The sequence below is a fragment of the Streptomyces sp. NPDC050433 genome, assembly GCF_044458565.1.
Lineage (GTDB): Bacteria > Actinomycetota > Actinomycetes > Streptomycetales > Streptomycetaceae > Streptomyces.
Map to the genome: position 1 here is coordinate 257,262 of NZ_JBITIB010000001.1, position 14,216 is coordinate 271,477.

General features: G+C 67.3%; 11 protein-coding genes and 4 pseudogenes. 9 read left to right on the forward strand and 6 right to left on the reverse strand.

Annotated features, from left to right (window positions below; translation table 11 throughout):
• Positions 1 to 9: 9 nt before the first annotated feature.
• From ACIBLA_RS01245 to ACIBLA_RS01260, 4 genes are read right to left on the reverse strand one after another with little or no spacing between them, the layout of a single operon-like run.
• Positions 10 to 1,533, reverse strand: coding sequence for a mannitol dehydrogenase family protein (locus ACIBLA_RS01245; protein WP_399197473.1), 1,524 nt, complete (start codon positions 1,531 to 1,533; stop codon positions 10 to 12).
• Between the two features lie 5 nt (positions 1,534 to 1,538).
• On the reverse strand, positions 1,539 to 2,762 hold the full coding sequence (gene manD, locus ACIBLA_RS01250) for a D-mannonate dehydratase ManD (RefSeq protein ID WP_363243666.1): 1,224 nt from the start codon (positions 2,760 to 2,762) through the stop codon (positions 1,539 to 1,541).
• Positions 2,759 to 3,769, reverse strand: a complete 1,011-nt coding sequence (locus ACIBLA_RS01255; protein WP_363243668.1) for a 2-hydroxyacid dehydrogenase — start codon at positions 3,767 to 3,769, stop codon at positions 2,759 to 2,761. Before ACIBLA_RS01255 ends, manD begins: the two co-directional genes overlap by 4 nt.
• Positions 3,766 to 4,806 (reverse strand): LacI family DNA-binding transcriptional regulator, encoded by a 1,041-nt coding sequence (locus ACIBLA_RS01260; RefSeq protein WP_363243669.1) that lies wholly within the window; start codon positions 4,804 to 4,806, stop codon positions 3,766 to 3,768. Before ACIBLA_RS01260 ends, ACIBLA_RS01255 begins: the two co-directional genes overlap by 4 nt.
• A gap of 191 nt (positions 4,807 to 4,997) precedes the next feature.
• Between ACIBLA_RS01260 and ACIBLA_RS01265 the strand changes: the two are divergent.
• A pseudogene (locus ACIBLA_RS01265) lies at positions 4,998 to 5,323 on the forward strand (transposase); the annotation flags it as partial.
• On the opposite strand, the pseudogene ACIBLA_RS01270 reads toward ACIBLA_RS01265, so the two are convergent.
• Positions 5,316 to 5,501, reverse strand: a pseudogene (locus tag ACIBLA_RS01270) (transposase); the annotation flags it as partial. The pseudogenes ACIBLA_RS01265 and ACIBLA_RS01270 overlap by 8 nt on opposite strands.
• A 36-nt stretch (positions 5,502 to 5,537) precedes the next feature.
• Between ACIBLA_RS01270 and ACIBLA_RS01275 the strand changes: the two are divergent.
• Positions 5,538 to 5,811: pseudogene (locus tag ACIBLA_RS01275) on the forward strand (ISL3 family transposase); the annotation flags it as partial.
• A gap of 109 nt (positions 5,812 to 5,920) precedes the next feature.
• On the opposite strand, the gene ACIBLA_RS01280 reads toward ACIBLA_RS01275, so the two are convergent.
• Entirely contained in the window at positions 5,921 to 6,760 is an 840-nt protein-coding gene (locus tag ACIBLA_RS01280) for a MurR/RpiR family transcriptional regulator (protein ID WP_399197474.1), read from the reverse strand.
• Between the two features lie 137 nt (positions 6,761 to 6,897).
• Here ACIBLA_RS01280 and ACIBLA_RS01285 point away from each other — a divergent pair.
• The 7 genes and pseudogenes from ACIBLA_RS01285 (at position 6,898) to ACIBLA_RS01315 (ending at position 14,029) form a co-directional block, all read left to right on the forward strand.
• A pseudogene (locus tag ACIBLA_RS01285) lies at positions 6,898 to 7,766 on the forward strand (transposase).
• Positions 7,767 to 7,863: 97 nt separating this feature from the next.
• Complete coding sequence (locus ACIBLA_RS01290; protein WP_399197475.1) at positions 7,864 to 8,892, forward strand: amidohydrolase family protein; 1,029 nt, start codon at positions 7,864 to 7,866, stop codon at positions 8,890 to 8,892.
• Between the two features lie 140 nt (positions 8,893 to 9,032).
• Positions 9,033 to 9,737, forward strand: a complete 705-nt coding sequence (locus ACIBLA_RS01295) for an RraA family protein (RefSeq protein WP_399197476.1) — start codon at positions 9,033 to 9,035, stop codon at positions 9,735 to 9,737.
• Positions 9,734 to 10,312, forward strand: a complete 579-nt coding sequence (locus tag ACIBLA_RS01300; RefSeq protein ID WP_399197477.1) for a tripartite tricarboxylate transporter TctB family protein — start codon at positions 9,734 to 9,736, stop codon at positions 10,310 to 10,312. The genes ACIBLA_RS01295 and ACIBLA_RS01300 overlap by 4 nt, the downstream gene beginning before the upstream one ends.
• An 85-nt stretch (positions 10,313 to 10,397) precedes the next feature.
• Positions 10,398 to 11,924, forward strand: a complete 1,527-nt coding sequence (locus ACIBLA_RS01305; protein WP_399197478.1) for a tripartite tricarboxylate transporter permease — start codon at positions 10,398 to 10,400, stop codon at positions 11,922 to 11,924.
• Between the two features lie 14 nt (positions 11,925 to 11,938).
• Positions 11,939 to 12,931 (forward strand): ABC transporter substrate-binding protein, encoded by a 993-nt coding sequence (locus ACIBLA_RS01310; RefSeq protein ID WP_399197479.1) that lies wholly within the window; start codon positions 11,939 to 11,941, stop codon positions 12,929 to 12,931.
• A gap of 153 nt (positions 12,932 to 13,084) precedes the next feature.
• Complete coding sequence (locus ACIBLA_RS01315) at positions 13,085 to 14,029, forward strand: Bug family tripartite tricarboxylate transporter substrate binding protein (RefSeq protein WP_399197480.1); 945 nt, start codon at positions 13,085 to 13,087, stop codon at positions 14,027 to 14,029.
• The last annotated feature ends 187 nt before the right edge of the window (positions 14,030 to 14,216 follow it).

The window sequence follows — 14,216 nt, forward strand, 5'->3', positions numbered from 1 at the left end:
GGGGGAGTGTCAGCGGACGGGCTGCGGTTCGTGATCCATCGCTCGGGCGGCGTCCGCCGCCGCGGCGGCTGGTCCGTGCCGGACGATGACGTCGATGAGTTCGGCGACCCGGTCGGCGAAGGCCGGGTACTGCGTCAGACCGTCGCCGAGCAGTCCGCTCTCCAGGACGGCTTCGACATAGGAGGCTCCGGAGGCCGTGCCGACGCGCAGCGCGATCCCGGCCAGCGTGGCGCGGGCCGGATCCACCATGGCGGCGGCGTGCGGGCCCGGCGAGAAACCGGGCGGCGGTGCCATGCAGCACAGGTAGGCGGCGACGGTCAGCGTCAGATGATGCGGCATCCGACCTGCGCGCAGGTGCAGCAGCGCGGGCCCGGGGACCCGCTGGCGGAGCTTGACGGAGCCGTCGGAGCCGACCTGCTGCGTGCGGTGGCCCAGGGCGGTATTGGCCCAGCGCTCGAAGAGCTGTCGCACGTACGCGTCGAGTTCGATATCGGCGGGCACGGTGAGACTCGGCAGATAGTCGCCGTGCAGGACGCTCCGTGCCGCGTCGGCGATGAACGGCCGGGCGATCGACTCCGGAATTGTCCGGTGCCCGTCCAGCGCGCCCAGGTAGGCGATGAGCGAATGGGTGCCGTTGAGCAGCCGCAGTTTGAGCAGCTCGTACGGTTCGACGTCGTCGGTGAACAGCGCGCCGCCGTGCTCCCAGCGCGGGCGCCCCGCCGCGAAGCGGTCCTCCATCACCCACATGCTGAATGGCTCGGCCGGCACCGGTACGGCGTCCCGCACGCCCAGATGGGCGGCGACCGCGTCGCGGTAGACATCGGTGGTGGCGGGCACGATCCGGTCGACCATGGAGCTGGGGAACGCCACCGCGCTCTCCAGCCACTCCACCAGATCGTCGCGCTCGGCGGCGGGCAGGGCCTCGGTGAACTCCCTGACCAGCCGTCTCGTCTGGGCGCCGTTGCCCACCAGGTTGTCGCAGCTGAGCACGGTCAACGGCTGCGCGTGCGACCGCCGACGGCGCTGGAGGCCGCGGACGATCTGCCCGATGGTGGTACGCGGCGGCGCCTCACCGCGCAGATCCGCCTGCACCGCGGCCGAGTCCAGGTCGAGACCGTGGGTGCGCGGCGAGTACGTGTATCCGTGCTCGGTGACCGTCATCGTGACGATGGCCGTGCCGGGCGCCGAGATGGCGTCCAGCACCTCTTCGGGCTGCTCGGTCGCCACCAGTGCGCCGGTGTGCACGGAGGGCACCGTGACATGGGTGCGGTCGGGGGAGATCTCCACGACCGCGTAGCGCATCTCCTGCTCACGCAGCGCCTGCGCCACGGTGGCCGAGCGGCTGGCCACCCCGAGAATGCCCCACGGGCCATCGGTGTGGGCCAGCGCCGCTGCGGTGTGAACGGCCTGATGAGCGCGGTGGAAGTTGCCGAGACCGAGGTGCACGATGCCGGTTTCGGCGGGCGGGCGCGGGAGCGACGACGCGGATGCGGGAACGGTCGTGGAACCAAGGCGGGGAAGGACTGCCGTCATCGTCGTCACCAGTCCGTCAGCGAGCCGTCGCGCCGACGCGCCACCGGCAAGTAGGCGGGCTCGTACGGGAACCGGGCGGCCAGTTCCTCGTCGACCTCGATCCCGAGACCGGGCTGGTCACCGGGGTGCAGATAGCCGTCCGCGTAGGTCCACGCGTGCCGGAACACGTCATGGACGACCGGCTCGTACCCCATGTACTCCTGGATCGCGAAGTTCGGGGTCGACAGACCGACGTGCAGCGACGCGCCCAGCGCCACCGGCGAGACGTCCGACGGGCCGTGTGGGCCGAGCCTGACCTGCCAGATCTCGGCCAGGGCGGCGATGCGCCGCAGGTGGCTGATCCCGCCGGCGTGGGTGACGCAGGTCCGTACGAAGTCGATCAGCTGCTCGGTGATCAGCGACTGGCACTCCCAGACGGTGTTGAACACCTCACCGATCGCCAGCGGGACAGTGGTGTGCTGCCGGACATGGCGCAGCACCTGCTGGTTCTCCGCAGGGGTCACGTCCTCCAGCCAGAAGAGGTCCACCCCCTCCAGCGCGCGGCCGAGTTGCGCGGCCTGGCCGGGCGTAAGCCGGTGGTGGACATCGTGGAGCAGCTTCAGCTCGGGGCCGACGTGCTCGCGGGCCGCCGCGAGCACCTTCGGAGCGTGCCGGAGATACGACTCGGTGTCCCAGATCTCCTCCACCGGAGCGGCGCCGCGGCCGGCGGGCTCGTAACCCGGGCCGCCCTTGGTCACCCCGTACACCATGTCGTGACCGGGGACCCCGCTCTGCGCGCGTACCGCGAGGAAGCCCCGCTCGCGCTGGGCGTCGATCGAGTCCAGCAGTTGAGGGACGTCCCAGCCGGTGGCGTGCGTGTATGTCAGGATCCGGTCGCGGACCGCGCCACCGAGGAGCTGGTACACGGGTTGGCCGGTGGCCTTCCCCTTGATGTCCCACAGCGCGATGTCCACCGCGCCGATGGACGTCATCGTCACCGGACCGCGTCGCCAGTAGACCCCGCGGTACAGGTACTGCCAGGTGTCCTCGATCCTCGCCGGGTCGCGGCCTATGAGGAGCGGCGCGACGTGGTCACGCAGATACGAGGCGACGGCGAGTTCGCGCCCGTTGAGCGTGGCGTCGCCCCAGCCGACGAGCCCTTCCGCCGTGGTGATCTTGAGCGCGACGAAGTTGCGTCCCGGGCTCGTGACGATCACATCGGCGGAGACGATCGTGTCGGTCTTGCTCATCGGGCCACCGCCACGACATTGCTCAGCTTCTCGCCCGCGGCCAGTCGGCCGATATTGGCGGCGATGTCCGCCGCCCGGCGGGCGAAGGTCTCGCGGGTGAGACCAGAGGAGTGGGGAGTCATCAGTACGTTGTCCAGCTTCTCGAAGGGGTGCTTGCTGGGGGCGCCGGTGTGCCCGCCGGCCGGGTACTGGTACCAGACGTCGAGCGCGGCGGCGTCGATCGTGCGCTCGCTCAGCGCGTGGTAGAGCGCGTCCTCGTCCACGACCGGGCCGCGGCCGACATTGATCAGCACCGACGACGGGCGCATCCGGGCCAGTTCGGCCGCACCGATCAGCCCCGCGGTCGCCTCGGTGAGCGGAGCGGACACCACCACCACGTCGGAGGTCTCCAGCAGTGTGCCGAGGTCGTCGACGGTCCCCGACCAGGCCAGCCGCTGGGCCGCCGCGTCGACATCACCGCGCCTGGTGACGGCCACGCCCTGCGCGCCGAACGCCCGGAACAGCTCCCAGCAGCGCGCTCCGATGTGCCCGAAACCGACAAAGCCGATCGTCGCCGTGGAGAGGGTGTCCACCCAGGGCGCCCGCGGGTCGTGCGCGGGGGAGTCCCACTCCCCGTGACGCAGCGCCCGGTGCTGCCGCAGGAAGCCGCGGCGCAGCAGGATGGCGGAGGAGACGGCGTACTCGGCCATCGAGTCCTCGTGGTGGAACGTATTGGCGACCTGGGTGCCGGGTGCCAGCGAGTCGATCTCGATCTTCTCGGTTCCCGCGCCCGCCGCGTGGACGAGCCTGAGCCGGGGGGCGCCGGCCGCCATGGTGGCGGAACACACTCCGGACACCAGGACGTCCGCGTCCGTGAGCGCGTCCGCGACCGCCCCGGAGTCCCGGACATCGGGCCAGCTGACGGCCGTACCCGCCGGGAGAGCTGCCTCGAACTCGGCGTGCAGGGGCGTGAGGTTGGAGTCGGCGACCACCACGGTCAGTGCCGGGGCCGGATCGGTGGCTGTCATGACGCATCCTTCATTGCTCGGCCCGCCGTGGTTCCTTGCCGGACAGCGGGGGCGGCGGCTGGTCCGCTCGACCCGCGCACGATGAGCTGGGTCGGCAACCGGAGCGTGCGGGGGGTCTGCCGCTCACCCGCGAGGACCTGTCCCAGCAGATCGAGGCTGAGCGTGCCGGCCTTCGCCATCGGCACGGCGATGCTGGTCAGGGAGGGCTGTGACACCTCGGCGAACGGGATGTCGTCGACCCCTATGACGCTGAGGTCCTCCGGGATGCTCAGCCCCAGCGCGCGGGCGCCGACGATCACACCGAGCGCCATCAGGTCGTTGTGCGTGATCACCGCGGACGCGCCCGAGGCCATGACGCTCGCCGCCGCGGCGGTCCCGCCCGCTACCGTCTCGGACTGCCACCCCAGCAACTCCAGCTCCAGTCCGGCCCGTTCGGTCTCCGTACGGATCAACTCGACGCGGTGGGCGTTGGACCAGGAGCGCTGCATGCCCTGGACGTAGGCGATCCGACGGTGGCCGAGGGCGGCCAGGTACTCGACGGCCTGGCGCATCCCGTGCGCGGAATCGGCGATCACACAGTCCGAACCGGTCGTCTCGCGGTTGACCAGTACACAGGGCGTACGGCCACAGATGGCGAGGATCTCCTCCGCCTCCAGCCGGGGCGAGCACACGATCAGCCCATCCGCCTGGTCGCGCAGGTGTGTGATCACCTCGCGCTCGCGGTCCTGGCTGAGGTCGGTGTCGGCCAGCACGACGGTCTGTCTGCGGTGCCAGCCCTCGCCCTGCGCGGCCTTCACGAAGGCTCCGAACACGGGATTGGCGATGTCGGGCACGACCACCGCCACGGTGGCGGTCTCCCCATCGGCGGGCGACTCGGTCGCACGCGGCGAGGGCGGCGCATAGCCCAGGTCTTGCGCAACAGCGAGAACCTTGCGCAAGGTCTGTGGTCCCAGCCGATCCGGATCGCTGAACGCGCGGGATGCGGTGGAGAGCGCGACGTTGGCGCGCTTGGCTACGTCAGTCAACGTGGGGGCCATGGCTACTCCGTTACGGTTTCGACGGAGCGAGTGGGGATGAACGGCATGTTGCATGGTCGTCACCGTTGCGCAAACTTGTCAATAGTTGCCGCGAAGTTGGCAAGGTTGCCGTTCATCGCCCTGCCGGGGCGTCTTCTCGGCGGAGCGGGCGACCGGGCGATGGAGACGCTGTCGTACTTCGGCGGAGCCATCTGACCAAGCGGCTGCTGGAGTCCGCCCTCGAAGGCGAGATCACCGACCGCCTCGGCCATGACAAGCACGATCCGGCCGGGAAGAACGGCGGCAACAGCCGCAACGGGACGCGGGCCAAGACCGGGCTGACGGACGTCGGCCCGGTCGAGATGGCCGTGCCCCGCGACCGTGAAGGCTCGTGCGAACCGAAGATCGTCAAGATGCGGCAGAAGCGTCTGTCCGGCGTGGACGAGATGGTGATCTCTCTGTCCGCGAAGGGGGCCTGACGACCGGTGAAGTCCAGGCTCATCTGGCCGAGGTCCATGGCGCCGAAGTCAGCACGGAGGCAAGGCCCGCCAGGCGCATCCGCTGACCAACACGTAGATGATCGCCGCGAACAGCGGCTCATCAGGCGTGTCCTGGGTCCCGCCGCCCTGCGGCCGCACCTTCGACGGCGGGATCAGCGGTTCCGCGATCTCCCACAACCCGTCCGGAACAATCCAACTCCACTTACCCCGCCGCATAACTGACCCAACGACCACCTCACCACAGGACACCGTCTGAGCGAGGCGAAGGCGCACAGAACATGCTGGGCCGCCGTACTGGACGCGCCTATCTACGACGGGCCCCGCGCCCAGACCACCCTCGAACGCTGGCACCAGGTCCATGGCCTGCTCGAATACGCCCGCCGCCTGCAACTGGCCCTGAACACCGTCAAACGCTATGCCCGCGCCGACCGGCCCGAACGCATGCTCATGCGTCCCCAAGTACCGTGCCAGCCTGCTCGATCCCTGCCGCGAGCAGCGCAAACGCCGGGCCGAGGTGCGACCAGCATTCTCGTGCGTCCTTATCACCCGGGGTCACGTGTGCCATCTCCGACGGACGAAGGAGATCGGACGCCTCAGGTCCTTACTTCAGCACGTGCGCCCAGCAGCCGAGTGGCTTACTGAGTTCGGCTGGCTGCTGGCGGAGAGCCGCCGTCAAGGAGATCGGTTCGCTGGCGGGTCGCTCGTCGTTCTTCGGTCCGGTATTGCAGAAGATCGTAGTGGATGGCATAGCACAGAGCGGTCATGGGCACAATGACGCCGTGGCGGACTTGGTCCCGGGGGATGGCGATGACATGTGCGGGTAGCTCTGGGCGCATGAGGCTGCTCTCGTCGGTGAGCAGGATGATGCTGGTCTGTTCGGCCTCCAGTATGCGTATCGGGTGGGCCACTTTCTCGTAGTCCTCGGCAAAGGCGAACACGAGTAGAGCGTCGGTCGGGCTCACGTGGGCGAGGCGTTGTGCCGCTTCCCGGCCGGTGTAGGGGATGGTGTCGACGTGCAGTCCGGCTGAGCTGAGCTTGGCGCGCATGAACTCGACCAGAGGGAGCATGAGCCCGCTGCCCATGACGTGGATGCGGTCGGCGGCGAGCAGGGCCTCGACCGTAGAATCAATGCGTTCCTGGGGGATTTTCTCCGGGAGGCTCTGCAAGACCTCGACCTGCGAGCTAACGACCATGGCGAGGGAGAAGGCCTCCCCCTCTTCACGCATGGCGATGGTCCGGTCCTGGCTACTGAGGCTATCTGCCACGAGGGCTTCGCGCATCTCGATGAAGCCGGCGTAGCCCAGCTTCTGCGCGAACCTTACGACCGTGGAGTCGTGCACACCGGCGCGCTTGGCGATCTGGGCTATACGCAGGAAAGGTGCGTTGCGCGGGTCGGCCAGCAAGAGGCTGCCAATCTTCTGCTCGGCGGCGGTGAGGCTGCGCGTCGACTCCTCGAGTGACTGGTAGAAGCTCATCGGGCTCATCCTAAACCTCGCGCTTTCATGAAGCGTGCTGTCCGGCAGGTGATCAGGGAAGCAGAAAGTGCCTCTGACCAGCGAGAATGAGGATTGCCGAGGTCCTTGTTCCCGCCCCTGTCGGAGGCACTTTCCAGGTGACGCAGCCTATCGGGTCCTCTCCCCATGTCCTTGTCCGGGACGACGGCCGGGCCGTGGTCCCGGAGGCCGGTTCGGTCCTGCTGGTCGAAACGGTCCGCAAGACCGGCCTGGACCAAGCCATATCCGCAGCATTCGCCTCCTGGCGGAAACCGCGGGCCGTTCACGACCCGGGCAGGATACTCGTGGATCTTGCGTTGGCGGTCGCGCTCGGCGGGGACTGCCTCGCCGACATTGCACTGCTGCGGGCCGATCCGGCCGTGTTCGGGCCGGTGGCCTCCGACCCGGCGGTCTCCCGTCTGATCGACATCCTCGCCACCTCCGGCGGGAAAGCACTGACCGCTATCCGCAACGCCCGGTCCGAAGTCCGCAGACACGTCTGGAAGTTGGCCGATCGCCAGGCCCCGGACGCTGGTGGGCGGGTGACCGTGGACCTGGACGGAGTCCTGGTCGTCGCCCACTCCGACAAGCAGGATGCCGCCCCTACCTGGAAAAGACCTTCCGTCACCGGCTGCGGGCCCGCGCCAGGACCGGATCCGGCCGCGCGTTCGATCGGGCTTCGGAACCTGCCCCTGCACGACACCGCCCAGAACCAGGTCTCGCTGGAGACCGTCCAGCGCGCTCGACCTGCTGGCCTGGATACCAAGCTGCCCTGACAGGCCAGGCGAGGCTCTGGGAACCGCGGCGTCTGCGGTTCCGCCTGTTCTCCGCAGCCGCCCAGCTCGTCACCACCGGCCGCCGCCTCCTCCGCCTTACCGGTCACTGGCCCTGGACTCTAAGGATCGAGGCTGAGGGACGCGCTGACGAGTTTCGTCGAACCATGCAAAAAACTTGCACAGCTCTTGGCTACGCGCAAGTTTCCTTCTAGTGTCGTGCATCGCCGTGGGAGTGACGCCCGTTATGTGGCCCTCGACACGGGAGTAGGACGCGAGCGACGAATACTCGAGACATTTGTGAGGGTCACCTTGATCGTTGACAGTCATGCGCACTACACCACTGCGCCCCCGCAGCTCGACGCCTACCGAGCGCGACAGCTGGGCTCGCTCAATCGCCCCACCGCCGGAGCCGCCCCCAAGTTCAGTGACGATGAGCTGCTGGAGTCGCTGCAGGGGCATCTGCGGCGGATGGACAAGTTCGGTATCGACCGGATGATCTTTTCGCCGCGCGCGTCTGGAATGGGCCACGAGATCGGCGACGCGCGTGTGAGTTTGTACTGGACGCGCGTCAACAACGACCTCATCAAGCGGGTGTGTGATCTCGTCTCTGATCGATTCATCCCCGCTGCTCAGTTGCCCCAGTCGCCGGGGGTGAGTCCGGCGAGTTGCGTTGACGAGCTGACCCGGTGCGTCAACGAACTGGGCTTCGTTGGGTGCAACATCAACCCTGATGTTGCCGGGGGAGGCCAGCCCTTCACACCGGCGATCAGCGACGAGTGGTGGTATCCGCTGTGGGAGGCGATGGAGGGCCTCGAAGTCCCCGGGTTGATCCACGCCTCCAGCACCGTCAACCCGGCGTTGCACCTCAACGGGTCGCACTACACCAACGCCGACGCGGCGGTGACCTTCGAGTTGTGCTGGAGCGACGTGTACGACCGACACCCCGACCTGAAGCTGATCGTGCCGCACGGTGGCGGGTCACTGCCCTTCAATTGGAACCGTCATCGGGCGCTGCACATTCAGAAGGCCAAGCCGGCGTTTGAGGAACGGGTGAAGAACGTCTACTTCGACACTGCGATCTATGACCGCGACTCGATGGAGATGCTGATCCGGAAGGTCGGCGCCGACAACATCCTCTACGCATCCGAGCCGTTCGGAACTGCAAAGGCCGTCGACCCGGACACAAACAGGCCGTTCGACGACACCGTCTCATTCGTCAACGACATCCAGTGGCTCAGCGCCGAGGAAAGAACCAAGATCTTCATCGGCAACGTGCGCAAGCTCTACCCCCGCGCCGCGCTGCCTGTTGGGGCGACCGCGGCGACCGCGACGGTGTAGGTGCTCCCCTCTCTCACACCGTGCGCCTCCCTCGCAAAAGGCCGGCACGCCCGCATCGGGCGGGCGCGAGACATACGGATCGGCCTCACCCCGCGCGTGCGCCCCACATCTCGACCACCCGACATACCCCGGAGATTGACATGACCCTCGGCTTCCAGATCTTTCAGCGTTCTCGTGCCGTGACCGAAGCCAACGCGAAGCGTTGGCTTGACCTTCCAGTCGCCAACGTCAGCGACAGCATGAGTCGGTTGTCAGCGGCCGGCGCGAACTTGACCCTCATGAACACCGACCTCACCACCAAGATGAGCGGAGCTGCGCTGACCGTGCGCACCAGGCCTGGCGACAACCTGATGGTCCATAAGGCCATCATGATGCTCGAGCCCGGAGACGTGCTGGTTATCGACGCCGGCGGTGACCTCAGTAACGCGATCATCGGCGAAATCATGGTCAAGGCCGCCGTCTCGCGCGGTCTCGGCGGGCTCGTTGTTCACGGCGCGATTCGGGACGCCGAGACGCTGCGTACCAGCAGCCTGCCGGTCTTCGCCTGTGGGGTGACGCATCGCGGCCCCTATAAGGACGGGCCCGGGGAGATCAATGCGCCCGTCAACCTCGGCGGAATGATCGTCCACCCCGGCGACCTGGTCCTGGGTGACGCCGACGGGGTCGTCTCCGTCCCATTCGACCACCTCGACGACATCTACGACGCCGCGCGCCGTAAATTGGCCGACGAGACCGGCCGGCTGCGCCAAGTTGACACCAACGAACGCGACTACTCCTGGATCGACCGCCGGCTCCAGGCCCAGGGTTACAAGCCGGAGCCGACGGACGGGACAACCCGGTCGTGACCACGAACATCTACCCGCGCAACGACAAGGCCAGTGCGTCGGCCTCAGTCAGCGGCCCTCATGCCGACGCGGACTTTCGTGCGGGCTCCGATGCGGGGTTGGCGCCGCAGACTGACCCACGCCACGGTCGAGATATGTGGGGCAGTGCAGTCACCGTCGTCGTGTCGGCCCTCGCGCTGCAGCGCTCCTCCTCCTACGGGTTGGGCGGCGACACCCAGGTCGTCGGGCCGGGCCTGTTCCCGGGCATGGTCTCGGCCGTGCTGTTGGTTCTGGGCATTGTCTGGGCGCTGCAGACATGGCGTCGAACGGTTCCGCAACCGGAGGAACCCATCGAGTTGCCAGACCGAGGAGGCGTGCTGCGCATCGCGATCACCGTCGCCGCGATGCTGGTACCCGCGCTGGTCTTCGACCAGATCGACTTCCGTCTCACCATCTTCGCCATCGCGTTCGTCGTGCTGCGCTTCGTTTTCGGTGCACCGATTGTCATGACCTGCCTCGTCTCAGCCGGACTGTCCGCAGTCTGCTACTTCGGACTGTCCGTCGGGCTCGGCATGGTCCTGCCGCTCAGTTTCTGACTAAGCCGTCTACTCACCACGGCGTCGGCCCGCTTCAGATTGACCGACCGCTGCCGATTTTGACTCCGATTGAGAGGACACCCTCGTGGATTCTCTTCACCACTTCGTGGGTGGGATGCAGAACGTCCTCACCCCCGGCATGCTGCTTTATGCCCTGATTGGGTGTCTGGTTGGCATGGTGGTCGGCATTTTGCCCGGCTTCGGCCCAGCGGCCGCCACTGCCCTGCTCTTTCCGCTGACGTTCTCGCTCAGTGCCACCGAGTCGCTGGTCATGATGGCCGCGGTCCTCTACGGCGCGACCTACGGCGGCTCCATCACCGCGGTGCTGCTCAAGGTTCCTGGTGAGGCGAGCTCGGTCGCCACCACCCTGGACGGCCACGCGATGGCGAAGGCCGGCCGTGCGGGCCCGGCGCTGGTCATCGCTGCCGTCGGCGGGTTCGTTGCGTGTCTGGTGGCTACCGTCGGTTTCGTCGCCGCCACCCCGCTGACCAGATTTGCGATCACCCTGGGCCCAGTCGAGATGTTCGCTCTCACTATTCTCGCCCTCCTCATCGCCGCGGGGCTTGTCGGACGCTCAATCACCAAGGGACTGATCGCGGTTGCTCTGGGCCTGCTGCTGGCAACGGTCGGGCGTGACCCGCTAACCGGCATTGAGCGGTTCACCGTCGGCGCCGACGGGCTCATCGACGGCCTCGACATCATCCCCGTCATTATGGGCTTGTTTGGCCTTACCGAGCTCTTCACCACTATCGAGCGTCGCTACCGCGAGCAGAAGGCGATCACGGTTGGCCGCATCATGCCGTCGCGGCGAGACGTCGTCGACTCGGTCGGACCAATTGCTCGCGGGTCGGTCATCGGGTTCTTCCTCGGTCTGGTGCCCGGCTCACCCGGAGCGACGACGTCGTTCGCCTCCTACGCTCTCGAACGCAAACTCGCCAAGCATCCCGAGCAGTTCGGCAAAGGCGCGATCCAAGGTGTCGCAGGCCCCGAGTCGGCCAACAACGCCCTCAGCGTAGCTGGGATGATCCCACTGTTCACCCTGGGCATTCCGTCCTCGGCGACCATGGCCATCATGTTCGGTGTCTTCACCTCGAACGGGCTCATCCCCGGGCCCAAGCTGTTCACCGACCACCCAGACGTCCCGTGGACGATCCTGGCCAGCATCGTCGTCGGTAACGTCATCTTGCTGATCCTCAACGTGCCACTGGTGCGGATCTGGGTGCTGGTCCTCAAGACCCCCTACCCTGTGCTTTACGCAGTAGTGGTCGTGTTCTTGGTCATTGGCGCCTACAGCTTGCGCAACAACACCTTTGACATCATCGTTCTTCTTGGCTCGGGCCTGTTCGGTTACCTGCTGGCGAAGATCGATGTTCCGGCCTCGCCGATCGCGCTCACATTGGTGCTGGGCGATCTGATGGAGAACTCGTTCCGACAGACCTTGGCGCTTTCCCAAGGCAGCGTCACAGGGTTCGTGTCGAGCACGACCGCTGTGGTCATCTACATCATCACCGCGGTCGCGTTGGCCAGCATCCCCCTCGGCCGAGCCCTGCGCGCCAACCGTGAAAGGCGCCAGCACGATCAGATCGCTCCGCACCCCCCGGTCGGGGTGTGAGGGGGGTGGGCGACATGACCACGAAGCCGTCGGCGTCGGCGCTCGTCGCGCCGTATGAGTCCGCGATCGGCCCTTGCGGAAACATCGTATTGAAGACGGCCCTGGGCGAGCGCGGCATCGTCCGCGCCATCCTCGACCACACCATTGGGCTACCGGGTAAGACACTCGACATCCACGCCGTCAAGCCGCTGCCGCAGGCATTCCGAGCGATGGTGAACCAGCGTGCGTTCCACGTCGCCGAGATGGCACTGACCACCCTGGCGATGGCCATTGAACGCGACAGACCGATCACTGGCGTCCCAGTCGTGCTGAATCGTGACTTCCACTACCGCTCGATCGTGGTTCGCACCGGCTCGACCATCACCGAGCCGGGTGACCTTGAGGGGCGGCGCGTCGGTGTGCGCGCGTACTCCCAGACAACCGGCGTGTGGGTTCGCGGCTTGCTGCAGAACCAGTTTGGTGTCGATCTCACCGCGGTGACGTGGATAAGCTTCGAGGCAGCCCACGTCGCGGAATACACCGACCCTGCTCACGTCGAGCGGGCCCCCGCCGGTGCCTCGATCGCATCCATGCTGGCCGACGGGTCTCTGGACGCCGCGATCGTCATGGATCCCCATCTCGATCCGGAGCTGGCCAGGCCGTTGTTCCCCGACGCCGACCGGCTTTCAATGGAAGCCTTCAGCCGCGACGCGATCCTCCCGGTCAACCACGTGCTGGCGATCGACACCGCCACCGCTGCGGAGCTCCCCGGGGTCAACGACGAGCTCTACGCACTGTTCGAGCGCAGCAAGGCCCACTACGACGCGCAGCTATCCATCCCCGGTTGCGAGAGTGCGGCCGACGACCGGATGCGAGCCCTGCGCGACATCGTCGGCGGCGACCCCAACCCGATGGGCGTCGCCGCTAATCGCGCCAGCTGCGACCGGTTGCTCACCTACGCCCGACAACAAGACCTCCTGGCCCGTGACCTGAGCGTCGACGAGTTGTTCTCGCCGGCCTCAACCTGACCGCCGCCCTCGGTGCGCGCGCCAGGTCGTACCCGGCCCCGCGACCTACGCCTCCTCTCGGGCAACCAAGCCCGCAACATTGACACGAAAGCAGGATCCACCATGACCCCACCCCGCAACGTTGTGCTGCTTCTCGGACTGCTTCTCGCACCGTTGGCCGTCGTCGGTTGCGCCAGCACCGGCGGCAACAGCGCGGCGGACCCTGCCGACTTCCCCAAGGGACTGGACAGCATCGAGATGATCGTGCCGTTCAGCGCCGGCGGATCCACGGACACCGTCGCGCGACTTGTCGCCCCACGTCTCGAGGCTAGTTTCGGCGTCCCGGTCCAGGTCATCAACAAGCCCGAAGGGAACGGCCAAACCGGTCTGCAGGAGATTGCCAACTCGCGCGCCGACGGCTCGGTCATCGGAAGCGCCAACCTCCCCTCCATTTTCACCACCTACCTCGACCCCAACACGGACGTCGACTACGACCGCGACAGCTTCGCCCCCGCCGGGGGAGTGACTACCTTCGGCTCGGTGCTCGTCGTGCGCACCGACAGCGGCATCAAAGACCTCGACGACCTCACCGAGAAGGCCACCGCCGCCCCCACGAAGATCAACATGGGTGCCGGTGCCGTTGACGACCTCCTCCCCGTCACTGCGCTCGAGAAGGCCACCGGAGCCGAGTACAACCTGATCCCCTTCGCCGGCGGCAGCGCCGACAAGCTCACCGCCCTCCTCGGCGGCAAGGTCGACCTCATCGTCGCCGCGCCCAGCGCGGTCGAAGCCAACGTGGAGACCGGAGAGCTGCACATCGTCGCCAACCTGGGCACCGAACGTGGCACCTCCTTCCCCGACGTCCCCACCGCCACCGAACAGGGCTACGACATCGTCCAAGACACCACCAACGGCTTCGTGCTACCCGCTGGCACCCCTGACGCGATAGTCCAGGCCTACAGCGGCGCCCTTTCTGACGTAGACGAAGACCCCGAGTTCGCCGACGCGGTCGAAGCACTTGGCTTCGACGCCAACTTCGTCTCGGCCACCGAGTTCGGCAAGTCCTGGGACGCGCGGGCCAACGCGGCTGAACCCATCATCGAGAACGGCGGCAGCTGACCTCCCGCACATCTGGACTCCGAGCCGGACCCGGCCCGGACCCGGAGGGGCATTGCCGGGCCGACGAGCTATGCAAGCCTTGCCGGCCCGGCTCCCGCCCCCCCCGCATGAACGAACAAATTTCGACCACCGAGCCGCGCAACCAGACACGAGCCCGCTCCCTGCCGGCACCACGGTCGAATTCATT